Origin of the sequence: Streptomyces venezuelae (assembly GCF_008642375.1) — a bacterium.
GTDB classification, from domain to species: Bacteria; Actinomycetota; Actinomycetes; order Streptomycetales; family Streptomycetaceae; genus Streptomyces; species Streptomyces venezuelae_G.
Genome location: NZ_CP029194.1, coordinates 7,620,361 through 7,643,167 on the forward strand (window position 1 = coordinate 7,620,361; position 22,807 = coordinate 7,643,167).

Genomic DNA, 22,807 nt, shown 5'->3' on the forward strand with positions numbered 1-22,807 from the left:
TCCAGACGCCTTCGTACAGAGAGATTCTCGTCACCCCGGGTGGCCGGTGGCGGGAATCGAACGGTCCCGTGCGACGCTGCTGGTGGGGGAGAAGAGACGTACGGGAAAGGGGAGAAGGATGTCGGAGGCCCTGGGCGTGGAGATCCTGCGGCCGGAGCGGCTCGGCGCCGAGCTGGGCGAGCGGGCCACCCTCGTGCAGTTCTCGACCGCCTTCTGCCAGCCCTGCCGCGCCACCCGCCGCACCCTCGCCGAGGTCGCCGCCATGGTGCCGGGAGTCGGGCACGTGGAGATCGACGCGGAGGAACGGCTCGATCTCGTACGGGAGCTGGGCATCGCGAAGACACCCACCGTGCTCGTCCTCGACCGCGCCGGCCGGGTCGTCCGCAGAGCGTCGGGCCAGCCCCGCAGGGCCGACGTCATCGCGGCGCTGGGGCAGGCGGTCTGACGCCGTGACACTTCTCCCATATCCCGGTACGCACTTGACTGCCCCCGCCGACGATCGTCACCCTGGCGGAGTGCCCCCAGAACTCCTTCTCTACGGCCGGGCCCACGTGGACCTGGCCCGCAACGCGAGCGCGCGCTGTCCGGGTGTCTGACCACCTCAGGACTCCCCTCATGACGCCCTCGCAGAAGGACAATTCCATGACGGTCACGCCCGACCTCCGTACCGCTCCCACGATCGGCGCACCCCGGCAGGCCTCTCCCGATCTGCTCCGCTCCGTCTTCCGCCGGCATGCCGCCGGTGTCGCGGTGATCACCGCGCACGGCGAGCACCCGGTCGGCTTCACCGCGACCTCGCTCAACTCCGTCGCCGCCGAGCCCCCGCTGATCTCCTTCGGGGTGGGCACCACCTCCTCCAGCTGGCCCGTGGTGTCCGAGGCCGAGCACATCGGCGTGCACATACTCGGCGAGCACCAGCAGGAGCTGGCCGCCACCTTCGCGCGCAGCGGTGCCGACCGCTTCGGCGGGGACACCCGCTGGAGCCTGGGGCCGGAGGGAGTGCCCGTCCTGGACGGCGTTCTCGCCTGGCTGGTCTGCCGCGTGGTGGCCCGGGTGCCCGCGGGCGACCACCGGATCGTGATCGCGCAGGCCGTCGCCGGGGACCCGGACGGGGCGGGCCGCCCGCTCCTCTATCACCACGGGCGCTTCAACGCGCTGCGCGACTGAGAGTTCCCGTACGCCTCCCTCACCGTGCGTTGTCAAGGTCACATGGCTGAGCGCTTGCTTACTGGTAACGGACTGGGTGTACTGACGAGTAATATTTCGGTCGGGGCGTCCGGTGCCCCGACCGGAAACCCGCCCTTCAGGCGCCTATGCTGCGAGCAACAAGGCAGCCAAGTTATGACGATGCAGTAGGAGAGCCGGCGTGAGCTTGAGGATCGTTGTCTGTGTGAAGTACGTGCCCGACGCGACCGGAGACCGTAAGTTCGCGGACGACCTGACGGTCGACCGCGACGACGTCGACGGCCTGCTGTCGGAGCTCGACGAGTACGCGGTCGAGCAGGCCCTGCAGATCGCCGAAGAGGCGGACGACGCGGAGGTCACCGTGCTGACGGTCGGCCCCGAGGACGCCAAGGACGCGCTGCGCAAGGCGCTGTCCATGGGCGCCGACAAGGCCGTCCACGTCGAGGACGACGACCTGCACGGCAGTGACGTCATGGCGACGTCGCTCGTGCTCGCCAAGGCGATCGAGAAGACCGGCTACGACGTCGTCATCGCCGGTATGGCCTCCACCGACGGCACCATGGGTGTCCTGCCGGCGATCCTCGCCGAGCGCCTGGGTGTCCCGCAGGTCACGCTGCTCTCCGAGGTCAAGATCGAGGACGGCAAGGTCACCGGCCGCCGCGACGGCGACACCGCCTCCGAGCAGCTGGAGGCCGCGCTTCCGGCCGTCGTGTCCGTCACGGACCAGTCGGGCGAGGCGCGCTACCCCTCCTTCAAGGGCATCATGGCCGCCAAGAAGAAGCCGGTGGAGTCCCTGGAGCTCGACGACCTCGACATCGACGCCGACGAGGTCGGCCTCGAGGGTTCCTGGACGCGGGTCGACTCGGCCGCCGAGCGCCCGGCGCGCACTGCGGGCACGATCGTCAAGGACGAGGGCGAGGGCGGCAAGCAGCTCGCCGAGTTCCTCGCGAGCCAGAAGTTCATCTAGCTGCTGGGGGTCCGGGGGTCGTCCCCCGGGCCGACACAGCAACTAAGGGCTCGCGCGAGCCGTTCCGTCCGTCCCTTTTCGTTCGCAGGAGACTGAAGTCCCATGGCTGAGATTCTCGTCTACGTCGACCACGTCGACGGTGCCGTCCGCAAGCCCACCCTGGAGCTGCTGACGCTCGCCCGCCGCCTCGGCGAGCCGGTCGCCGTCGCGCTCGGCAACGGCGCCGCCGACACCGCCGCCGCGCTCGCCGAGCACGGTGCCGTGAAGGTCCTCACCGCCGACGCCCCCGAGTTCGCCGAGTACCTCGTCGTCCCGAAGGTCGACGCCCTCCAGGCCGCGTACGACGCCGTGTCCCCGGCCGCCGTCCTGGTCCCGTCCTCCGCAGAGGGCAAGGAGATCGCCGCCCGCCTCGCCGTCCGCATCGGCTCCGGTGTCATCACCGACGCCGTGGACATCGAGGCCGGCGACGAGGGCCCGGTCGCGACGCAGGCCGCGTTCGCCGCCTCGTTCACCACCAAGTCCCGTGTCTCCAAGGGCACCCCGGTCATCACGGTCAAGCCGAACTCGGCCCCGGTCGAGGCCGCCCCGGCCGCCGGCGCCGTCGAGGCCCTCGCGGTCTCCTTCGGCCCGCTGGCCACCGGCACCAAGGTCACCGCGCGCACCCCGCGCGAGTCGACCGGCCGCCCGGAGCTGACCGAGGCCGCGATCGTGGTCTCCGGTGGCCGTGGCGTCAACGGTGCCGAGAACTTCGCGATCATCGAGGCGCTCGCCGACTCGCTCGGTGCCGCCGTCGGCGCCTCGCGCGCCGCCGTCGACGCCGGCTGGTACCCGCACTCCAACCAGGTCGGCCAGACCGGCAAGTCGGTCTCGCCGCAGCTGTACATCGCCTCCGGCATCTCCGGCGCGATCCAGCACCGCGCGGGCATGCAGACCTCGAAGACCATCGTCGCCATCAACAAGGACGCCGAGGCTCCGATCTTCGACCTCGTCGACTACGGCGTGGTGGGCGACCTCTTCGACGTCGTCCCGCAGCTGACCGCCGAGGTTCAGGCCCGCAAGGGCTGACCTGCGGTTCTGTACGGTCCGGGGGCCGCGTGGCGATTCGTCGCCGCGCGGCCCCCGGCCGTTTCGGACAGCCATTGACGTGAGTCCAGGCCGACTATTAACTTCGCTATACGGATTGTTGATTCCGTGCAGCGGAAAACAGGAGGGTGTGGAATGGGTCAGCAGGAGAAGGTGTCGACGAGCCTCGCGGGCGCGGTCAGCGAGGGCATCAGCGCCTCCCTGGCGGCGGTGGACGCAGAGCTCGACCGTCGCTACCCGGGAGACCCCGGCACCCGCCAGCCCGTCCACACGGTCTACGTCCCCGGCAACGTCTTCGACGCCGACACCGTCCGCTCCTGGGGTGACCAGGCGCTCGCCGCCCTCGACGAGCACGCCCCGGACGCCGCCTCCTTCGCGGCCGTCCTCGGCCTCACCGACGACCTCGCCGAGGACGTCTACAGCCGTGTGCGCGCCAAGCTGGAGCGCGAGCCGATCGAGGACCTCCGGGTCGACTTCGAGGACGGGTACGCGGGCCAGGACGAGGACCAGGACGCCGCCCGGGCCGCCCGGCTGATCTCGGAGGCGTACGCGAACGGCACGGCCGCCCCGTACATGGGCATCCGGATGAAGTGCATGGAGTCCGCGGTACGCGACCGGGGCATCCGCACCACCGACGTCTTCCTCACCGGCCTGCTGGAGAACGGCGGCCTTCCCGACGGCCTCGTCCTCACCCTGCCCAAGGTGACCTACCCCGAGCAGGTCTCCGCCTTCGTCCGCCTCCTGGAGGCCTTCGAGAAGGCCCACGGCCTGGACGCCGGCCGCCTCGGCTTCGAGATCCAGATCGAGACCAGCCAGTCCATCCTGGCCACCGACGGCACCGCCGCCGTCGCCCGCATGATCGGCGCCGCCGAGGGCCGCGCGACCGGCCTGCACTACGGCACCTTCGACTACAGCGCCTGCCTCGGCGTCTCCGCCGCCTACCAGGCCAGCGACCACCCCGCCGCCGACCACGCCAAGGCGATCATGCAGGTCGCCGCCGCCGGCACCGGCGTCCGCGTCTCCGACGGCTCCACCAACGTCCTCCCGGTCGGCTCCAAGGAGCACGTCCACGAGGCCTGGCGCCTGCATTACGGCCTGACCCGCCGCGCCCTCTCCCGCGCCTACTACCAGGGCTGGGACATGCACCCCGGCCACATCCCCACCCGTTACGCCGCCGTCTTCGCCTTCTACCGCGAGGGCTTCGAGGCAGCCGCCAAGCGGCTCTCCGCCTACGCCAACCACGCGGGCGGCGACGTCATGGACGAGCCCGCCACCGCCAAGGCGCTCTCCTCGTACCTGCTGCGCGGCATCGACTGCGGGGCACTCGACACGGCCGAGGTCGACGCCCTCACCGGCATGAGCCGCGCCGCCCTGGACCGTTTCGCGGCCCCGCGCCGTGGTGACCTCACCGCTTCGGCCGAATAGTCTCCGGATTCCCGGCGGACTGCCCCCGCACCCCGTCCCCGCGCACCTGCGCGGCACGGGGGCGGGGCAGTCGTGTTCAGCCGGTCGGTGCCGGGATCTCGCCCGAGCCGCGGGCGATGAGCCTCGTGCCGAGCACCACCCGCTCCGGCGTCCCGCCGGCCCCCTCCAGGCGCCGGAAGAGCCGCTCCGCCGCCGTCCGGCCGAGCGCGGCGGCATCCTGGGCGACGACCGTGATGCCCAGCAGATCGGCCAGCTCGATGTCGTCGAAGCCGACGAGGGCGACCGGTGACGGGTGCGCGGCGAGCGTCCGCACCGCCGTCACGGTGACCCGGTTGTTCCCCGCGAACAGCGCCGTCACCGGCTCCGGCGCGCTCAGCAGCTCCCGTACGGCCGTGCTCACCCGCTCAGGGCCCGTCGACCCGAGCGAGATCCACTCCTCCCGGACCGGCAGGCCCGCGTCCTCCATCGCCGCACGGTAGCCGCGCAGCCGCTCGGCGCCCGTGTGGATGCGGGGCCGGTCGCCGACGAAACCGATCCGGCGGTGTCCGTGGGCGATCAGATGGGACACGCCCTCGCGCGCCCCGCCGAAGCTGTCCGAGAGCACGGCGTCGGCGTCGATCCGCCCCGCCGGCCGGTCGACGAAGACCGTGGCGACGCCCGCCCTGATCTCCGGCTCCAGATAGCGGTGGTCGTCGCCGGCGGGGATGACGATCAGGCCGTCGACCCGGCGTGCGCACAGCGCGAGCGCCAACTCCTGCTCCCGGTCCGGGTCCTCGGCGCTGGAGCCGTTGATGAGGAGCGCGCCGTGCGCCCGCGCGACCTCCTCGACCGCGCGGCTGAGCGGCCCGTAGAAGGGGTCGGCGAGATCTTCGAGAACCAGGCCGACGGTGGCCGTCCGGCCCTTGCGCAGGACCCGCGCGCTGTCGTTGCGGCGGAAGCCGAGGGCCTCGATGGCCTCGTGGACGCGGCGCTCGGTCTCCGGGGTGACGCCCGGCTCGCCGTTGACGACGCGGGAGACCGTCTTCAGGCCGACGCCCGCGCGGGCGGCCACGTCCTTCATCGTGGGCCGGTTGCCGTAGCGGTGATCGGTGCGGCGGGCGATGGCGGCCACGGTGCGGGGTTCCTCCGTCGTGTCGGTTCCGGATCTTCTTCCTCCGCTGAGCATAGAGGCTGGACAACGTTGTCAATCCCTCGGAGTCTGGGCAGACTGTACGGATTGCCCCAGGCCGCTCCCGGCCGCCGACTGGAGGATCCGTGCCCACGCTCACCGACCCCGTCCCCCGCCCCTCGCCGGGTCCCGTCGTCGCGCTCGACATCGGCGGCACCAAGATCGCCGGGGCGCTGGTCGACGACGAGGGGCGGGTACTGGCGCGGGCCCGGCGGCCCACCCCGGCGAGGGAGGACGGCGAGACGGTGATGAAGGCCGTCGAGGCCGTCCTCGACGAGCTCGCCACCTCCCCGCTGTGGGAGGCGGCGGAGGCCGTCGGCATCGGCAGCGCCGGCCCCGTCGACGCCTCGCGGGGGACCGTCAGTCCGGTGAACGTGCCGGGCTGGCGCGACTTCCCGCTCGTCGAGCGCGTCGGCCGGGCCACGGGCGGACGCCCGGTCACACTGGTCGGCGACGGGGTGGCCATGACGGCCGCCGAGCACTGGCTCGGCGCCGCCCGCGGCCACGACAACGCCCTCTGCCTCGTGGTCTCCACGGGCGTCGGCGGCGGTCTCGTCCTCGGTGGCCGACTCCACCCCGGACCCACCGGCAACGCCGGTCACCTCGGCCACATCTCCGTGGACCTGGACGGCGACCCCTGCGCCTGCGGCGGGCGCGGCTGCGTCGAACGGCTCGCCGCCGGCCCGCACATCGCCCGCCGCGCCGTGGAGAACGGCTGGCGGCCGGGGCCCGGCGGCGACGCCTCCGCGGCGGCCGTGGCCGCCGCCGCACGCGCCGGGGACCCGGTCGCCGTGGCCTCCTTCGAGCGGGCCGCGCAGGCGCTCGCGGCGGGCATCGCCGCCACGGCGACGCTCGTCGAGGTCGACATCGCGGTCGTCGGCGGCGGGGTGGCGGGCGCGGGCGAGATCCTCTTCGGCCCGCTGCGGCGCAGCCTCCGGAACTACGCGACGCTCTCCTTCGTCCGGAACCTCACGGTCGTCCCGGCCGCCACGGGCACCGACGCCGGACTCCTGGGCGCCGCGGCGGCCGCGTGGGCGTCGTCCGGCCCGGGCTCCTGACCGCCCCGGTCCCTCGGGATCCGGCCACCCCGCCGGGGCCCGCCGGGCGACCCGCGGGGGCCCGCACATCCTCGGACATCTGCCGGACATGTGTTCGTGGTTTTCGTGGCAGGGTGTTGCGGGCAGTCCACAGGGGGCTACCCAAGAGGGGGAATCGTGATCGTCTGGATCAACGGTGCGTTCGGCGCGGGGAAGTCGAGTACCGCGCGCGAACTGGTCGATCTGATCCCGCACAGCACGCTGTACGACCCGGAGCTCATCGGCGGGGCCATGACCTGGCTGCTGCCGGCCAAGCGGCTCGCCGAGGTCGAGGACTACCAGGACCTGGCGATCTGGCGGCGCATGGTCGTCGACGCCGCCGCCGCCCTGCTGGCCGAGGTCGGCGGGGTGCTGATCGTCCCCATGACGCTGCTCCGGCAGGAGTACCGGGACGAGATCTTCGGCGCGCTGGCCGCCCGCCGGATCGAGGTGCGGCATGTCCTGCTCGCCCCGGAGGAAACGATCCTGCGCCAGCGGATCGACAGCCGGACCGAGCACGGCGAGCCCGAGGCAGACGCTCGGGTAAGGGAGTGGTGCCACGGCCACCTCCCCCCGTACCGCGCCGCGCTCGGCTGGCTCGCCGGCGACGCGTACACCGTCGACACCTCGGAGCTCACCGTGGCCGAGGCCGCCCGGACCGTCGCCGAAGCGGTCCTGGCCGACCGGGCCGCGACCTGCGGGATCGTCCAGACACCCGAACCGACCGGCGAGACCCTGGCGGCGGGCGTCCTGCTCTTCGACGAGGACGACCGCTTCCTGCTCGTCGACCCCACATACAAGCCCGGTTGGGAGTTCCCCGGCGGCGTCGTCGAACCGGGCGAACCACCGGCCCGCGCCGGAGTGCGCGAGGTCGCGGAGGAGATCGGGCTCGAACTGGACTCCGTACCACGGCTGTTGCTGGTCGACTGGGAGCGTCCCAAGCCCCCGGGATACGGCGGCCTGCGCCTCCTCTTCGACGGAGGCACGCTCAGCGCCGACGACACGGCACGCCTCCGCCTCCCCGGCGCCGAACTCCGCGCATGGCGCTTCGTCACCGAGGAGGAGGCCGCCGCCCTCCTGCCGCCCGTCCGCTACACCCGCCTCCGCTGGGCACTACGCGCCCGCGAACGCGGCACGGTACTCAACCTGGAGGCTGGCGTCCCGGTGGGAGGGGACGCCCCCTGAGGGTGCCGCCGCCCTCTACGACTGGGCGCCCTCGATGTTCGCGACCATCCGGCGAAGGACCTTGAGGGCGGCCACGTACTCCTCGTCGCTGATGCCCTCGTGGACCTCGGTGCGCAGGTCGGTCACCAGGGTGCGGAGCCGTATGCGGGCGGCCTCGCCCTCGTCCGTGAGGTGAAGGAGCCCGGTGCCGTCCGTCCGGAGCCAGCCGCGGTGCAGCAACTGGTCGACGACGCGCGCGATCTCGTGCGGTCCGTCCGCGAGGGGCGTCAGCCGGCTGACGACCTCCTCGCGGCTCGGCGCCGCGGGGCCGCCGTTCACGCGGTTCAGCACCCAGTACTGCGGCTGCGTGACGTCGATACGGGCCATGGCGTCCCGCAGGTGCCGGGTGACGGCCGTGTGGGCGAGGCCGCTCCAGTAGCCGACGGGCTGAGTGGCGAGGGCGTCGTCGGTGGCCGCCGGGTCGGCGGGCGCCTGGTCCGTGCTGGTGGAGGTGGGGGGGTTCATGATCGACATCCTCTCGCTAGCCGGCAGCGGCGGCGAACTGCTCCGCCGTGTCCTCGGTCACCGGGGCCCCGTGGCCGCAGCACAGCACCGAGGGAGCCAGCTTCGCCAGACGGCGCATCGACTCCATGGCGAGGTCACGGTCGACGTGGAAGACGCCGAACATCACGCCCTGCACCGATGCCACCGTGTCGCCCGTGAACAGCACGCCGTGGCGCGGGAGATGGACCGCGAGAGAGCCGGGAGTGTGGCCCGGGGTGTGCACCGCCACCGCCCCGTCGCCGAAACCGAGCTCCTCGCCGTCCTCCACCTCCCGGTCCACCCGGGTCGGCGGCGCCACCGGCACCGTCAGCCCGTGCTCGTACAGGGGGAGTTCCCAGTCCAGCAGATCGGGCTCCGGGACCGGGGCCTCGCCCCGGACCATCGGAGCGTCCAGGCGGTGGGCGAGGATCTCGGCGCCGTGACGGTCCGCCAACTCCTGGGCCCCGCCCACATGGTCCCGGTGGCAGTGCGTCAGCACGATCCGCCGCAGCCGGTCCGGGTCCAGGCCGGCCGCCCGGATCGCCCGCGTCGTCGCGTCCGCCGAGCCCGCCCATCCGGCGTCGATGAGAGTCAACTGCTCCTCGTCCCGCCAGAGATAGGCCTGACCTATGGAGTAGTCGAGGAGGTGCAGTCGAGGAGTGATCGGGATGAGTTCCATGCGGCGAACCTACGCATTCGCGCAGGTCCACCGCATGCTTGTCCGCTCTCGGCGAGCTTCGCCGAGCGCGGAATCCGGACCGGCGCCCCGGCCCGCATCCGGTCCGTCAGGCCTGCTTCGAGCGGGCGTAGTTGAACAGGAAGTGCGCCTCGGCCACCGAGAGTCGCTCCAGCTCCTCCGGCGAGACCGACTCGTTGGGCGCGTGGATCTGCGCCTCCGGCTCGCTCAGACCGATCAGCAGGATCTCCGCCTCCGGGTACAGCGAGGCCAGCGTGTTGCACAGCGGGATCGAGCCGCCCATGCCCGCCGTCTGCATCTCCTGACCGGGGTACGCGATCCTCATCGCGTCGGCCATCGACGCGTACGCCGGGCTCGACGTGTCCGCCTGGAAGGCCTGGCCCTGGCCGACCTGCTCCAGGGACACCCGGGCGTTCCACGGCGTGTGCTTCTCGATGTGCGCGAACAGCAGCTTCGTCGCCTCGGCCGCGTCCTGGCCGGGCGGCACCCGCAGGCTGATCTGGGCGCGGGCCGACGCGGGGATCGACGGCGTCGCCCCGGCGACCGGGTGGCAGTCGATGCCGACGACGGTCACGGCCGGGCGCGCCCAGACCCGGTCGGCGACGGTGCCGGCGCCCGGCAGGTCCACGCCCGAGAGCACCTTGGCGTCCTGGCGGAAGTCCTCCTCCGGGTACTGGAGGCCCTCCCACGCCTTGTCGCCCGGCAGGCCGTCGATGACGGTGGAGCCGTCGGGACCGCGCAGCGAGTCGAGGACGCGGATCAGCGCCGCCAGCGCGTCCGGCGCGGCGCCGCCGAACTGACCGGAGTGCAGATTGCCCTCCAGGGTGTCGATCTGCACCCGGATCATCGTCATGCCGCGCAGCGTCGCCGTCACCGTCGGCAGACCCACACGGAAGTTGCCCGCGTCGCCGATGACGATCGTGTCGGCGGTCAGCACCTCGGGGTGCTGCTCCGCGTACCGCTCCAGACCGCCGGTGCCCTGCTCCTCCGATCCCTCCACGATCACCTTGACCGTCACGGGGACGCCGCCGTTCGCCTTGAGGGCGCGCAGCGCGAGCAGGTGCAGGATGAAGCCGCCCTTGCAGTCGGCCGCGCCGCGCCCGTACCAGCGGCCGTCCCGCTCGGTCAGCTCGAACGGCGGGGTCAGCCACGCGGACTCGTCCAGCTTCGGCTGCACGTCGTAGTGCGCGTAGAGAAGGACCGTCGGCGCGCCGGCCGGGCCGGGCAGGATGCCGTACACGGCCTGCGAACCGTCCGGCGTGTCGAGCAGCGCCACGTCCTCGAAGTCCTCGGCGCGCAGCGCGTCCGCGACCCAGTTCGCCGCCGCCTCGCACTCGCTGCGGGGCGCCACGGCCTCGTCCGCCACCGACTCGAAGGCCACGAGCTCCGCGAGCTCGGCCTTCGCCCGGGGCATCAGGGACCTGACGGTCTCGGCGATCGGATTCGCGGTCATGGGCACGCTCCTGGTGGGTGCGACGTTACGACGTAGGGGAGGGCGCTCGTCGTATGTCGTGGTACGGCGAACGCACCGTAGATCCTACGGCGCGGGGCTCCGGCTACCGAGCCGTAGGATGCGTCGAGAGCAGACCACCGGTCGGATCAGGAGCAGAAGCACATCGTGAGCAGCGAGCACGCAGACAACGCCGGTCCCGAGAACGCCGCCAACGCTGACGACGCCGCCGAGTTCGGCGACGCCGCCGAAGCTGCCGCCGACGACATCGCCACCGCCGCCGAGAGTCCTGTCCCCGGCCCCGCCGTCGAGGTCGCCGGCACCGACGGCGGTGCGGACGAGGAGGCCGAGGTCTGGGACGTGGTCGTCGTCGGCGCAGGCCCGGCCGGCGCTTCCGCGGCCTACGCGGCGGCGGTCGCGGGCCGCCGGGTCCTGCTTCTGGAGAAGTCGGAGCTGCCCCGCTACAAGACCTGCGGCGGCGGCATCATCGGCCCCTCCCGGGACTCACTCCCGCCCGGCTTCGAACTGCCCCTCCAGGACCGGGTGAACGCCGTCACGTTCTCCCTCGACGGCCGCTTCGCCCGCACCCGCCGCTCGCGCCGGATGCTCTTCGGGCTCATCAACCGGCCGGAGTTCGACGCGCAGCTCGTCGAGCACGCGCAGAAGGCGGGCGCCGAACTGCGCACCGGCGCCACGGTGAGCCGGGTGGAGCAGCACGGCCCGTCCGTGCCGGACCGGCGGACCGTCGCCGTCGTCCTGGCCGACGGCGAGACCGTCCTCGCGCGCGCGGTCGTCGGTGCCGACGGCAGCGCCAGCCGCATAGGGGCCCATGTCGGGGTGAAGCTCGGGCAGGTCGACCTGGGCCTGGAGGCGGAGATCCCGGTGCCGCCTTCCGTGGCCGAGGACTGGAAGGGCCGCGTCCTCATCGACTGGGGTCCGATGCCGGGCAGTTACGGTTGGGTCTTCCCCAAGGGCGACACGCTGACCGTCGGCGTCATCTCGGCGCGCGGCGAGGGCGCCGCCACCAAGCGGTACATGGAGGACTTCGTCGCCCGGCTCGGCCTCGCCGGCTTCGAGCCCACGATCTCCTCGGGGCACCTGACGCGCTGCCGCACGGACGACTCGCCGCTCTCCCGCGGCCGGGTCCTCGTCTGTGGCGACGCGGCCGGACTCCTGGAGCCGTGGACGCGCGAGGGCATCTCGTACGCGCTCCGCTCGGGGCGGCTCGCGGGGGAGTGGGCGGTCCGGGTCGCCGAGGCGAACGACGCGGTCGACGCCCGGCGCCAGGCCCTGAACTACGCCTTCGCCATCAAGGCCGGTCTCGGTGTGGAGATGGCGGTCGGACGGCGGATGCTCGCGCTCTTCGAGCGGCGTCCGGGGCTGCTGCACGCCACCATCACGGGCTTCCGTCCCGCCTGGAACGCCTTCGCGGACATCACCCGCGGCTCCGCCACGCTCGGCGGCATGGTCCGCTCGAACGGCCTGGCCCGGCGTGCGCTGGAGATCCTGGACAAGCGGATGGACTCGGCCTCCGGCGTCGGTCCGGCCGGCCGGGGCGTCACCGCCCGCGAGCGCGGGGCGTCCGAAGAGGCGGAGCCGGAGATCACGGCGGAGACGGGAACCGGGACCGGGACGGAGCCGGGAGTCGAGGCGGGGGCGGTGTCGCAGCCGGGCCCGGAGTCGGGTCCGCAGTCGGGTCCGGAGTCGGGTCCGCAGTCGGGTCAGCCGTCGGCTCCCCGGGGGAAGACGGACGGTCAGGCGTCGTCGTCCTCGGCTTCGGAGGCCGCGGAGCAGGTCTGACGCCTCCCCCTCAGCACGGTCGGCGGTGCCTTGGGCGCCGCCGACGGGTACGGGCTCCGCTGCCCTGGCCGGTTCACACGGCCGGGGCGGCGGGGCCCGTCGTCGTGATGCGGAAGACGGGGTGCTTCGGCGCGATGGCGCGGAGTTCCTCGTCGGAGGAGTCGGGTCCGATGCCGCCGAAGAAGACGCCGACCTCGGCCTTCCAGCGCTTGAGGTAGGCGCGGAGCAGCGCGGGCTTGTCGTCGTCGGCCAGCTCCACGGCGGTGAAGCCCTCCGCGTGCTTGCCCAGGTGCAGCTGTCCGCCGCCGGCGGCGCGCATGTTGTGGGTCCACTGGACGTGACCGCGCGGGGCCACGAGGTACTGGGCGCCGTCCACCGTCAGGAGGTTGACGGGGGTGCGGCGCCATTCGCCGCTCTTGCGGCCGCGGACCGCGAGGACCCGGGAGCCCCAGACGCTGATGCCCCGGCGGGTCATCCACGCGACGGCGCGGTTGAGGACGTTGACCGTGAACCAGCCGGGCTTCATGACGTGGGCGGCGGGCTGAGCGGACATGGGTTCCTCCTGTGGAACGGTGGGCGCAAAGCGAGAGCACTGCTCTCGCTTGTCTCCAGTCTGCATGGAGCACCGCTCTCATGCAAGAGCAGTGCTCTCGCTTCAGGGCGGTGCTCTGCGAATGGCACACTGCTCCGCATGACAACCGTTAGAGGAGCCCGCGCCCGCGCACGTGTCGAGATCACCGCGGCCATCAAGGCCGAGGCCCGCACCCAGCTCGCCGCCGAAGGCGCCGCCAAACTGTCCTTGCGCGCCGTCGCCCGCGAGCTGGGCATGGTGTCCTCCGCGCTCTACCGGTACTTCCCCAGCCGCGACGACCTGCTGACCGCCCTCATCGTCGACGCCTACGACGCCGTCGGGGCCGCCGCCGAGAGCGCCGCCCGGGAGGCCGCCGGGCAGCGGCCGCTCGACCGCTGGACCGCCGTCTGCCGGGCCGCCCGCGCCTGGGCCGTCGCGCACCCGCACGAGTACGCCCTGATCTATGGTTCACCCGTCCCCGGCTACACCGCACCTCAGGACACCAATGCCCCCGCCGCCCGCGTCGGTCTCGTCCTCGTAGGCATCGCCCGCGAGGCCCACGAGGGCGAGGGCATCGCCCTCCCGCCGCTCCCGGATCCGCTGCGCCCCGAAGCCGTCCGCATCACCGCCGACATGGCCCCGGACCTGCCCCCGGCACTTGTCGTCGCGCTGGTCGCGGCCTGGTCGCAGCTCTTCGGCCTGATCTCCTTCGAGGTCTTCGGTCAGTTCCACCGGCTCGTCGAGGACCGCGAAGCCTTCTTCACGACGGCCGCCCGCCGACTGGGCCAGGACGTGGGCCTCCTCCCTCGCGACTGAGCCCGCCGCCCCCGTACTACCGCGGGAGTACGGGCGACCACCCCGCCAGGGTGACGTCCGCGCACGGCGGGCGCGGTTAGCGTGGCGGGTATGGACGAGGAGCGGACCGCCGGGCGCGGTGTCGAAGGCCCGGGCCGGGCACCGTGGGGCCCCTCAGGATGGTGGGCAGGCGAGCGGGACGCCGGCGGCGGGCTGCCGTGGCGGTCCACGCTGGCCGTCGCCGTGTTCGTGATGGCGGGAACGGGCTTCGCCGCGCGGAACCAGCCCGACCGGGAGACCCTCGACGCCCTCGGGCGGGCCCTGCTGCTCCTCGGGACGGCGCCGCTGCTGTTCCGTCACCGGTGGCCCGTTCCCGTGGTGTTCGGCGTGGCGGGCGTCACCCTCGCCTATCTGGCGGCCGGTTACCCGTACGGACCGGTCTTCGTCCTGGTCGCCGTCGCCTGCTTCGCCGCCGTCGTCCACGGGCACCGGATCGCCGCCTGGTGGGCCATCGGCCTGCTGTGGGCAGGGCATCTGCTGCTCTCGCACTGGCTCTACCGGTGGCTGCCCCCGGCCGGCGACGGCCCCGCGCCCTGGGGCCAGGAGCTGCCCGCCGGTGCCTTCGTCGTCGCCGTGCTCGCCGCCTCCGAACTCGTACGGGTGCGGCGCGAGCAGTGGGCGCAGCAACGGGCCGAGCGTGCCGCCGCCGAGCGGCGCCGCGCCGACGAGGAGCGGCTCCGCATCGCCCGCGAACTCCACGACGTGCTCGCCCACTCGATCTCCGTGATCAACGTGCAGGCGGGGGTCGGCCTCGCCCTCCTCGACGCCCACCCCGAGCAGGCCCGCACCGCGCTGACCACCATCAAGGCCGCGAGCAAGGAAGCGCTCGGCGAGGTGCGGCAGGTCCTCGACACGCTCCGTACCCCCGGCGACGCCCCGCGCGCCCCGGCCCCCGGCCTCGGCCGCCTCCCCGAGCTCGTCCAACAGGCCGCCGCCGCGGGCCTGACCGTCACCGTCACGGCGAGCGGCCCGCCCGCCACGGCCCTGCCGCCCGGCGCCGACCTCGCCGCCTTCCGCATCGTGCAGGAGGCGCTCACCAACGTGGTGCGGCACTCCGGTTCCCGCACCGCCCGGGTGGAGATCGCGCACGGCCCCGCCCGCCTCGACCTGCGCGTCGACGACGACGGCCCGGCCACCGGCACCGAGGCGGGCGGCAGTGGCAACGGACTTGCCGGAATGCGGGAGCGGGCCGCCGCCCTCGGTGGCACGATCGAGGCGGGGCTCCGGCCGGACGGCGGCTTCCGCGTCCATGCCGTACTCCCGCTCCGCACCGAGGAGACCTCGTGATCCGTGTCCTGCTCGCCGACGACCAGTCGCTGGTCCGCGCGGGATTCCGGGCACTGCTCGACGCCCAGCCGGACATCGAGGTGGCGGGGGAGGCCGCGGACGGCGGCGAGGCGGTCGACCGGGTGCGGTCGCTGCGCCCCGACGTCGTCCTCATGGACATCCGGATGCCGGGGCTCGACGGGCTCGACGCCACCCGGCGCATCACCGACGACCCGGACCTCGCCGAGGTCCGGGTCGTGATGCTGACCACCTTCGAACTCGACGAGTACGTCTTCGAGGCGATCCGTGCCGGCGCCTCCGGCTTCCTCGTGAAGGACACGGAACCGGAGGAGTTGCTGCGGGCGGTGCGGGCCGTCGTCCACGGGGACGCGCTGCTCTCCCCGGGAGTGACGCGGCGGCTGATCGAGGAGTTCGCGGCCCGCTCCAAGCCCCCGTCGGCCACGGCCGGGCTCGGCGCCCTGACCGAACGGGAGCGGGAGGTGATGGCCCTCGTGGGCATCGGCCTCTCGAATGAGGAGATCGCCCGCAGGCTGGTCGTCAGCCCGCTCACCGCGAAGACCCATGTGAGCCGGGCGATGGTGAAGCTGGGCGCCCGGGACCGGGCCCAACTCGTGGTCCTCGCCTATGAGTCGGGCCTCGTGCGGCCTGGCTGGCTGGGCTGATCCCGGGGCGTCGGCGGCCGGCTCAGTCGCGTGCGGCGACCTTCGCCGTGGATCCGGCGGTGCTCGTGGATCCCGTGGATCCCGTGGATCCGGTGGATTCGGCGGAGCCCGCAGCGCTCGCGGAGCCCGTCGTGCCCGCGGGCGCCGAGCGTGCCACGACGACCGACTCCGTGGTGTCCGCCCGCTTCCTCCGGAGCCCCGGCAGGGTGATCAGGAGTCCGGCGAGGGCGATGACCGTGACCACGGCGAGGCCCGGGCGGAAGCTGTCCAGGGCGGCCTGCGGAGAGGCCGAGGCCTCCCCGTCCGCGGTGATGACGGCGGTGACGACGGCGAGGAAGAGCGCGCCGCCGACCTGGATCGAGGTGTTGAGCAGCCCCGACACCATGCCCTGCTCGCGGTCGTCCACGCCGTTGGTGGCCTGGATGTTGAGCGAGGGGAAGACCAGGGCGCAGGCGGCGCCGAGGAGCAGCATCGAGGGCAGGATCACGGCCGCGTACTGCGGGGTCAGCGAGATCCGCAGGAAGAGCGCGTACGCGACGACGAGCAGGGTGAATCCGACGGCGATCACCCGCGGGGTGCCGAAGCGGTCCACGATCCCGCCGATCTTCGTGGAGGAGAGCGCCACGAGCACGCCGGCCGGGAGGAAGGCCAGCGCCGTCTGGAGCGCGGACCAGCCGAGCAGCGACTGCATGTACTGGGTCACGATGAACTGGAAGGCCACGTACGAGCCGAAGAACGCCGCCGCGCCGAGCTGGGCGCGGACCTGGGAGCCCGAGCGCAGGACCCCGAGCCGCACGAGCGGGCTGGCGCTCCGCCGTTCGACCAGGACGAACGTGACGAGGAGTGCGGCGGCCACCAGGAAGGACAGCAGGGTCCGGGCGGAAGTCCAGCCGACCTCGGGCGCCTGGACGACGGTGAAGACGAGCAGCAGCATCGCGGCCGTGCCGGTGACGGCGCCCGGCAGGTCGTAGCCGCCGGAGGAGTCCTCGCGGGGGCTGCGCGGGATGAGGCGGAGCGCGAAGGCCAGGGCGATCAGGGCGACGGGGGCCGGCAGGAGCATGGTCCAGCGCCAGCTGAGCTCGGTGAGCAGTCCGGACAGGACCAGGCCCATGGAGAAGCCGGTGGCGGCGCAGGTGGTGTAGATCGACAGGGCCCGGTTGCGCTCGGGGCCCTCCTTGAAGGTCGTCGTGATGATCGACAGGCCCGCGGGGGCGGTGAAGGCGGCGCTGAGGCCCTTGATGAACCGGCTGGCGATCAGGAGCGGGCCGGAGTCGACGAGTCCGCCGAGCAGCGAGGCGAGCGCGAAGACGGCGAGGGCGATCAGGAAGACGCGCCGGCGGCCGAGGAGGTCGGCCGCGCGACCGCCGAGGAGCAGCAGGCCGCCGTAGCCGAGGATGTAGCCGCTGACGATCCACTGGAGTGTGGCGGTGGACAGGCCGAGGTCGGTGGCGATCGAGGGCAGGGCGACGCCGACCATCGAGACGTCGAGGGCGTCGAGGAACATCGCGGCGCAGAGCACGAGCAGGGTGCCCCAGAGCCGCGGACTCCAGCGTTCCTGCGTGGGGGCCGTGGGTGCGGCGGTGAGCGGAGAGGTCATGGGCAGGACAGTACATGCACGTGCATTGAATGCAAGTGCATTTAATTCCCGTGCAACAAAGTGGGTCGTTTCTGCTAACGTGCGGGGATGGCAGCGAACCAGTCCGAACGCGCGCTCGTGGACGAGTGGCGTGACGTCCTCGCCCTGCACGCCCGTACGACCTGCGAGCTCGACCGGGCCCTCCATCCGTACGGGCTCGGCGCCAGCGACTTCGAGGTCCTCGACGTCCTCGCCGAGGGCGCGGCCGAGGACGGCCCGGGCTCCTGGCGCGTCCAGGAACTCGCCGGGCGGGTCCATCTCAGCCAGAGCGCGCTGTCCCGGACGGTGGCGCGCCTGGAGAAGGACGGCCTGGTCGTGCGGGGGATGTGCGCCGAAGACCGGCGCGGAGTCCAGGTGAAAATCACGGAGAAGGGCCTCGCGCGCCATGCCGAGGTGCTGCCTCTCCAGCGCGAGGTCCTGATCCGGATGCTGGACCGCAGTTCCTAGACGACGCGGCCCTGGACCGCGCCGCCCCGGACCACGCCGTCCTGGACGACCCGGTTCCTAGACGACCCGGTTCCTAGACGACCGCCGAGTTCTCGCGCCACAGTCGGGCGAGAGCTTCGTCCCCGGTCACGGTCACGGCATCGGCCGGGAGCCGGTTCCACAGCGTCAGGTACAGACGGTCGGCGGGTCCGGCGAGCTCCGCGTCAGCCGCTCCCCACGCCGTCGCCGCGGCCGGGCTCCGGTCCGTCCGTGGCGGTTCCGTCGCCGACAGGCGTACGTCCCAGAGGTCATGGGTGTCCGTGGCCCGTACCCGCAGGACGCGCGGCTCCGGTGTGCGCACGCGGCTCTTGTCGCGGCCGTGGAAGCCGCGCAGCAGCTCGTCGATCCCGTCGACGGCCGTCGCCGGGTCGACCGCCCCCGGCCCGCTCCCGAGCGCCGACTCGGCGTCCGCGCGGTGCACGATCGTCTCGTGTGCCTGCCGCCGTGCCCAGAAGGCGAGCGGCGACGGGGCCGGGAGGAAGGTCCAGCACTCCAGCGTCTCCGGAGCCGCGCGCAGAGCGGCGACCAGGGCCGCGTGGCCCTCCCGGTAGTACGTGAGCAACTCGTCGCCGTCGAGGGCCGGTTCGCCGCCGTCCGGGTGGTAGGAGGTGTGGCCCTCGACCACGAAGGCGGTGGCCCAGCGGTGCACCGTCGTGGTGTGCCGGAGGAGGTCCCGGACCCGCCACCCCGGGCAGGTCGGGACCTCCGCGCCCGGCCCGGCCTCGGCCGCCGCCTCCGCCAGTGCCCGGCCGGCCGTCTCCAGCGCCGCGATGTGCTCCGTGACCCTCATCGTCCCGCCCCGTGGATCGTCTCCATGGGGCGGATTCTCGCAGGCCGCGTGCATACGGTTCCTCAACTCGCCGGATCGGCGGCCGCGTTCCGGGCCCAGTAGCCCATCGCCGCGGCACCGGCGGCGAGGACGGCGACGGTGGTGAGCGCCACCGGCAGGGAGAACCAGTCGGCGAGGAACCCGATGGACGGCGGGCCGAGCAGCATGCCGCCGTAGCCGAGCGTGGAGGCCGTCGCCACGCCGCCGGGACCGGCGATCGCGCCCGCGCGGGCGACGGCGACGGGGAAGATGTTGGCGAGGCCGAGCCCCGTCACCGCGAAGCCGAGCAGCGTGGCCCAGACGGTCGGGGCGAGCGCGCCGAGCAGCATGCCGGCGGCGGCCGTGGCGCCGCCCGCGACGAGGGTACGGGTCTGGCCGAGGCGTTCCAGGAGGAGCGTGCCGGAGAGCCGGCCGGCGGTCATGGTCAGGGCGAAGACGGAGTATCCGGCCGCTGCCACGCCCGGGTGGGCGCCCAGGTCCTGTGCGAGGTGGAGCGCACCCCAGTCGGCCAGTGCCCCTTCGCCGTACGCCGTGCAGAGCGCGATCACACCGAAGACGACGACCGTGCGGCGGGCCGCCCGCGTGGGCTTCCCGGCCTTCCGCGTGCCGGAAGGCGCCGCGAGGCTCTCGGGCAGGGCGGGAGAGGGGTGGCGCAGGAGGACGGGTCCGGCGGCGGCGGTCAGGGCCAGGCCGACGACCGTGAGGCCGAGGAGGTGGGTGGTGGGGGAGAGGCTTCCGGCGAGGAGCCCGCCGATACCGGCGCCGAGCATGCCGCCGAGGCTGAACGCGGCGTGGAAGCTGGGCATCACCGGGCGGCGCAGGGCGGTCACCAGGTCCACGGCCGCGCTGTTCATGGCGACGTTGATCCCGCCGTACGCGGCGCCGAAGACCAGCAGGACGAGGCCGAGGGTGAGCGGGGACCGGGTGAGGGCCGGCAGGGCGACCGAGAGCGAGAGGAGTACGGCGGTGGCGACCGTGACGGCGTGGGAGCCGTAGCGGCGGCAGAGCCGGCCGGTCAGCGTCATGGTGACGACGGCGCCGGCGGACACCCCGAGAAGGGCGAGGCCGAGGTCACCGGCCGAGGCGCCGGTCTGCTGCTTGACGGCGGGGATGCGGACCACCCAGCCGGCGAACAGGAAGCCGTCGAGGGCGAAGAAGAGGGTCAGGGCGGAGCGGAGGCGGGACAGGGAGTGGGTGGCGGTGTCTCCGCCGGGGCCCCCCGATACGGCCGTCCGTACTTTGTTTAGTAGCGGCACAAACTCAGGATAGGGGGATCCACCAGCCGCAATCAAGCGAGCGGCCGGCGAACCCGAAGGGGGTGCGGACGGGGCCGAACCCTCCGCCCCGAACCGTGATGCCCACGGCCGTGCACGCTGTTCGGGTGACAAAGGCCAGGTCATGGCGGTGAGGTCGCTCCCCAACGGGCCACCGGAGAGCATCGTTTCTGCGCCCGCGTGACCCCTGGATCAGACTGCCCGGCATTGGAGTGAGACGCCGTGTCTCGCGTTTTCCGGAGGCGTTTGACCGGCAGACGAGCACTTCCGGCACGTCATTCCGAGATCTTGAGGAGTAGTCATGCGTTCTCTCGCCGCGTCTGTGCTGGCCGTGGGCATTCTGCTGGGCGGTGCCGGTGCCGCGCTCGCCAACGACGGAGTCGGGACGGGGTACTTCTCCGCCGGTGGCGCGGGCTTCAGCTCGCACTGCTCGGCGACCGGCGTGCCGTCCGTTTACGGGACGATCTTCACCGGCTCGTGTTCGGAGAAGGGCTGGGAGAAGGGCCCGGAGGGCGCCTTCCTCGGCGCGCACTGACCTGACACACCCCCGGCTCGGGCGAGGACGCAGCCCTCGCCCGAGCCGGCCCGTTCCGGAGAGTCCCCCGCGGCCGGACCGACGGGGTGCCCGCCCGGACGTCCGCAGGGCCGCAGTCCCCGCCCGGCGGTCCCCGCACCCCGTCCGGAGGAACACCCCACCCTCCGATCATGGGAGACTCCACCCCATGAACGGCAAGGCGACGACGACCCGGACACGGCTGGACAGGGGGCGCAGTGCGCTCGGCCCCGCGCTGGAGCTGGTGCACACCGGAAGGGCGCCGACCCGGGCCGTCCTCACGGCCGAGCTCGGCGTCACCCGGGCCACCGCCGGCGCGGTCGCCGCCGAGCTGGAGGCCCTCGGCCTCATCCGCGTCGACTCCAACCCCGGCGCCGCCGCCGGCTCCCAGGGGCGCCCCTCCCACCGGCTCGCCGTCGAGGAGAAGGGCCCCGTCGCCCTCGCCGCCCAGGTGCACGCGGACGGCTTCCGGGCCGCACTCGTCGGCCTCGGCGGCACCATCGTCGCCACGGCCCCCGGCTGCGTCACCGTCTCCGCCGACCCGGCCCAGGTCCTCGGCGCTGTCGTCGACGCGGGAGCCGCCCTGCTCCGCGAGAGCGGCCGCCGCTGTGTCGGCGCCGGCCTCGCCGCGCCCTCCGCCGTGGCCGAGCCCGAGGGCACCGCGCTCAACCCGCTCCACCTCGCCTGGCCCGCCGGTGCGCCGGTCCGGGAGATCTTCGCCGAGTGCGTACGGGCCGCCGGGATCGAAGGCCCCGCGTTCACCGGCAACGACGTCAACCTCGCCGCCCTGGCCGAGCACCGCCACGGCGCCGGGCGCGGCGCCCGCGACCTCCTCTGCGTGGCCACCGGCCACCGGGGCGTCGGCGGCGCGCTCGTCCTCGACGGGCGCCTGCACACGGGCAGCGCGGGCCTCGCCCTGGAGGTCGGCCATCTGACGGTCAATCCGGAGGGGCGCCCCTGTCACTGCGGCAGCCGCGGCTGCCTCGACGTCGAGACCGACCCGCTGGCCTTCCTCACGGTCGCGGGCCGGGACCCCGGGCCCGAGATCTCCCTGCTCCAGCAGGCCCGCGACCTGCTGCGGACCAGTCGGGACGACCCGGGTGTCCGGGTGGCCGTCGGGGAGCTGATCGACCGTCTCGGCCTCGGCCTCGCGGGCCTGGTGAACATCCTCAACCCGGACCGGATCATCCTCGGCGGGCTCCACCGCGAGCTCCTGGACGCCGACCCCGAGCGTCTCCGCGCGGTCGTCGCCGACCGCAGCCTCTGGGGCCGCAGCGGAGGCGTCCCGATCCTGCCCTGCACCCTGGACCACAACAGCCTGGTCGGCGCCGCCGAGCTGGCCTGGCAGCCGGTGCTCGACGACCCGCTGGCCGCGCTCGGCCGGGAGTCCGTCTGAGCGAGGCCCGGACGGTGCCCCTGTGCGGCGCGGCCGCTCTGCTGCGGCGAGCCGTTACGCGGGCCCGGGGGGGAGGTGGACGGTCATGATCAGGTGGCAGGTCCCGGAACCCGAGCCGCGGTAGGTGTGCGGGGCGTCCGCGTCGAAGGTGGCGGTCTGCCCGGCCTCGACAGGATGCTCGGCGCCGTCGACGACGAGCACCATCTGCCCGGCGGTGACGCTGACGGTTTCCACCACGCCCCCCTGGTGGGGGTGGCTGGGGTACTCCTCGCCGGGTTCGAGTCTCCAGCGCCAGACCTCCACCGGGGCCGGTCCGGCGGTGGTCAGCATGAGTCGCGCCTCGCTGCCCTGCCCCCCGGTCCACAGGGGCGTGACGGCATCGGCGGTCACGACCCGGACGCGGCCTTCGGCAGGACCCTCCATCAGCGCGGACACCGAGACACCGAGAGTGTCGGCGAGGCGGACGAGGGTGGCGAAGTTCGGGTTGCCCTGGGCCTTCTCCAGGCCGACCAGGGCTCCCTTGCTGACCTTGGCGCGGCGGCCGAGTTCGTCCAGGGACAGTCCGGCGCGGGTACGGGCCGCGCGGACGTTGTGCGCGAGCGTCCGCAGCGCCGCCTCGGTCTCGGCCATCGCTTCGTCCCTTCATCGGCTTCATCGGCTTGATCGCCTGGATCGCCTGGATCGCCTTGATCGGTGGGTC

General features: G+C 73.3%; 23 protein-coding genes. 14 read left to right on the forward strand and 9 right to left on the reverse strand.

All coding sequences use genetic code 11. The features are described from left to right. Positions 1-118: 118 nt before the first annotated feature. The 5 genes from DEJ46_RS34720 to DEJ46_RS34740 all read left to right on the forward strand — a co-directional run bounded on the left by DEJ46_RS34720 (position 119) and on the right by DEJ46_RS34740 (position 4,660). Positions 119-445 carry a TlpA family protein disulfide reductase gene (locus DEJ46_RS34720; protein WP_150272755.1) on the forward strand — a complete coding sequence of 109 codons (327 nt, stop codon included), beginning with the start codon at positions 119-121 and terminating at the stop codon, positions 443-445. Positions 446-642: 197 nt separating this feature from the next. Then, on the forward strand, positions 643-1,167 hold the full coding sequence (locus tag DEJ46_RS34725) for a flavin reductase family protein (protein WP_150272757.1): 525 nt from the start codon (positions 643-645) through the stop codon (positions 1,165-1,167). 199 nt (positions 1,168-1,366) lie between these two features. Next, a complete protein-coding gene (locus DEJ46_RS34730) occupies positions 1,367-2,152 on the forward strand; it encodes an electron transfer flavoprotein subunit beta/FixA family protein (RefSeq protein WP_150272759.1) in 786 nt (261 codons plus the stop codon). A 102-nt stretch (positions 2,153-2,254) separates the two neighbouring features. After that, entirely contained in the window at positions 2,255-3,217 is a 963-nt protein-coding gene (locus DEJ46_RS34735; RefSeq protein ID WP_150272761.1) for an electron transfer flavoprotein subunit alpha/FixB family protein, read from the forward strand. A 153-nt stretch (positions 3,218-3,370) separates the two neighbouring features. Further along, positions 3,371-4,660 carry a DUF6986 family protein gene (locus DEJ46_RS34740; RefSeq protein ID WP_150272763.1) on the forward strand — a complete coding sequence of 430 codons (1,290 nt, stop codon included), beginning with the start codon at positions 3,371-3,373 and terminating at the stop codon, positions 4,658-4,660. 76 nt (positions 4,661-4,736) lie between these two features. Here DEJ46_RS34740 and DEJ46_RS34745 read toward each other — a convergent pair whose 3' ends face one another. Further along, on the reverse strand, positions 4,737-5,771 hold the full coding sequence (locus DEJ46_RS34745) for a LacI family DNA-binding transcriptional regulator (protein WP_150272764.1): 1,035 nt from the start codon (positions 5,769-5,771) through the stop codon (positions 4,737-4,739). A gap of 143 nt (positions 5,772-5,914) precedes the next feature. Between DEJ46_RS34745 and DEJ46_RS34750 the strand changes: the two genes are divergently transcribed. Both DEJ46_RS34750 and DEJ46_RS34755 read left to right on the forward strand, forming a co-directional pair. Further along, positions 5,915-6,886 (forward strand): ROK family protein, encoded by a 972-nt coding sequence (locus DEJ46_RS34750; protein ID WP_150272766.1) that lies wholly within the window; start codon positions 5,915-5,917, stop codon positions 6,884-6,886. Positions 6,887-7,042: 156 nt separating this feature from the next. Next, positions 7,043-8,089 carry an NUDIX hydrolase gene (locus DEJ46_RS34755; protein ID WP_150272767.1) on the forward strand — a complete coding sequence of 349 codons (1,047 nt, stop codon included), beginning with the start codon at positions 7,043-7,045 and terminating at the stop codon, positions 8,087-8,089. A 15-nt stretch (positions 8,090-8,104) separates the two neighbouring features. On the opposite strand, the gene DEJ46_RS34760 is transcribed toward DEJ46_RS34755, so the two are convergent. From DEJ46_RS34760 to DEJ46_RS34770, 3 genes are all read right to left on the reverse strand, one after another. After that, positions 8,105-8,593, reverse strand: a complete 489-nt coding sequence (locus DEJ46_RS34760; RefSeq protein ID WP_150272769.1) for a MarR family winged helix-turn-helix transcriptional regulator — start codon at positions 8,591-8,593, stop codon at positions 8,105-8,107. Positions 8,594-8,609: 16 nt separating this feature from the next. After that, positions 8,610-9,290, reverse strand: a complete 681-nt coding sequence (locus tag DEJ46_RS34765; RefSeq protein ID WP_150272771.1) for an MBL fold metallo-hydrolase — start codon at positions 9,288-9,290, stop codon at positions 8,610-8,612. A gap of 106 nt (positions 9,291-9,396) precedes the next feature. Beyond that, the gene (locus DEJ46_RS34770; protein WP_150272773.1) at positions 9,397-10,761 is read right to left on the reverse strand and encodes a dipeptidase; all 1,365 of its coding nucleotides are present in this window, start codon (positions 10,759-10,761) and stop codon (positions 9,397-9,399) included. A gap of 165 nt (positions 10,762-10,926) precedes the next feature. On the opposite strand from DEJ46_RS34770, the gene DEJ46_RS34775 reads away from it, so the two are divergent. Continuing rightward, positions 10,927-12,558 (forward strand): geranylgeranyl reductase family protein, encoded by a 1,632-nt coding sequence (locus DEJ46_RS34775; RefSeq protein WP_190623040.1) that lies wholly within the window; start codon positions 10,927-10,929, stop codon positions 12,556-12,558. A gap of 73 nt (positions 12,559-12,631) precedes the next feature. Here the strand turns inward: DEJ46_RS34775 and DEJ46_RS34780 are convergent, their stop codons facing one another. After that, positions 12,632-13,111 (reverse strand): nitroreductase family deazaflavin-dependent oxidoreductase, encoded by a 480-nt coding sequence (locus DEJ46_RS34780; protein WP_150272775.1) that lies wholly within the window; start codon positions 13,109-13,111, stop codon positions 12,632-12,634. Between the two features lie 138 nt (positions 13,112-13,249). On the opposite strand from DEJ46_RS34780, the gene DEJ46_RS34785 reads away from it, so the two are divergent. From DEJ46_RS34785 to DEJ46_RS34795, 3 genes are all read left to right on the forward strand, one after another. After that, entirely contained in the window at positions 13,250-13,945 is a 696-nt protein-coding gene (locus DEJ46_RS34785) for a TetR/AcrR family transcriptional regulator (RefSeq protein WP_150272777.1), read from the forward strand. A gap of 90 nt (positions 13,946-14,035) precedes the next feature. Further along, positions 14,036-15,271, forward strand: coding sequence for a sensor histidine kinase (locus tag DEJ46_RS34790; protein ID WP_411757798.1), 1,236 nt, complete (start codon positions 14,036-14,038; stop codon positions 15,269-15,271). Beyond that, the gene (locus tag DEJ46_RS34795) at positions 15,268-15,933 is read left to right on the forward strand and encodes a response regulator (protein WP_150272779.1); all 666 of its coding nucleotides are present in this window, start codon (positions 15,268-15,270) and stop codon (positions 15,931-15,933) included. Before DEJ46_RS34790 ends, DEJ46_RS34795 begins: the two co-directional genes overlap by 4 nt. A gap of 22 nt (positions 15,934-15,955) precedes the next feature. Here DEJ46_RS34795 and DEJ46_RS34800 read toward each other — a convergent pair whose 3' ends face one another. Further along, complete coding sequence (locus DEJ46_RS34800; RefSeq protein WP_150272781.1) at positions 15,956-17,530, reverse strand: MFS transporter; 1,575 nt, start codon at positions 17,528-17,530, stop codon at positions 15,956-15,958. An 87-nt stretch (positions 17,531-17,617) separates the two neighbouring features. Between DEJ46_RS34800 and DEJ46_RS34805 the strand changes: the two genes are divergently transcribed. Beyond that, positions 17,618-18,016 carry a MarR family winged helix-turn-helix transcriptional regulator gene (locus DEJ46_RS34805; RefSeq protein ID WP_150272783.1) on the forward strand — a complete coding sequence of 133 codons (399 nt, stop codon included), beginning with the start codon at positions 17,618-17,620 and terminating at the stop codon, positions 18,014-18,016. A 73-nt stretch (positions 18,017-18,089) separates the two neighbouring features. Here DEJ46_RS34805 and DEJ46_RS34810 read toward each other — a convergent pair whose 3' ends face one another. Beyond that, positions 18,090-18,845, reverse strand: a complete 756-nt coding sequence (locus tag DEJ46_RS34810) for a maleylpyruvate isomerase family mycothiol-dependent enzyme (protein WP_150272784.1) — start codon at positions 18,843-18,845, stop codon at positions 18,090-18,092. A gap of 62 nt (positions 18,846-18,907) precedes the next feature. Further along, on the reverse strand, positions 18,908-20,140 hold the full coding sequence (locus DEJ46_RS34815; RefSeq protein WP_150272786.1) for an MFS transporter: 1,233 nt from the start codon (positions 20,138-20,140) through the stop codon (positions 18,908-18,910). A gap of 319 nt (positions 20,141-20,459) precedes the next feature. Here DEJ46_RS34815 and DEJ46_RS34820 point away from each other — a divergent pair, with 319 nt between their 5' ends. Then, a complete protein-coding gene (locus DEJ46_RS34820; protein ID WP_150272788.1) occupies positions 20,460-20,693 on the forward strand; it encodes a hypothetical protein in 234 nt (77 codons plus the stop codon). A gap of 187 nt (positions 20,694-20,880) precedes the next feature. After that, complete coding sequence (locus DEJ46_RS34825; protein WP_150272790.1) at positions 20,881-22,107, forward strand: ROK family protein; 1,227 nt, start codon at positions 20,881-20,883, stop codon at positions 22,105-22,107. A gap of 54 nt (positions 22,108-22,161) precedes the next feature. On the opposite strand, the gene DEJ46_RS34830 is transcribed toward DEJ46_RS34825, so the two are convergent. After that, positions 22,162-22,737: a helix-turn-helix domain-containing protein gene (locus DEJ46_RS34830; RefSeq protein ID WP_150272792.1), complete on the reverse strand. Its 576-nt coding sequence runs from the start codon at positions 22,735-22,737 to the stop codon at positions 22,162-22,164. Positions 22,738-22,807 lie beyond the last annotated feature (70 nt).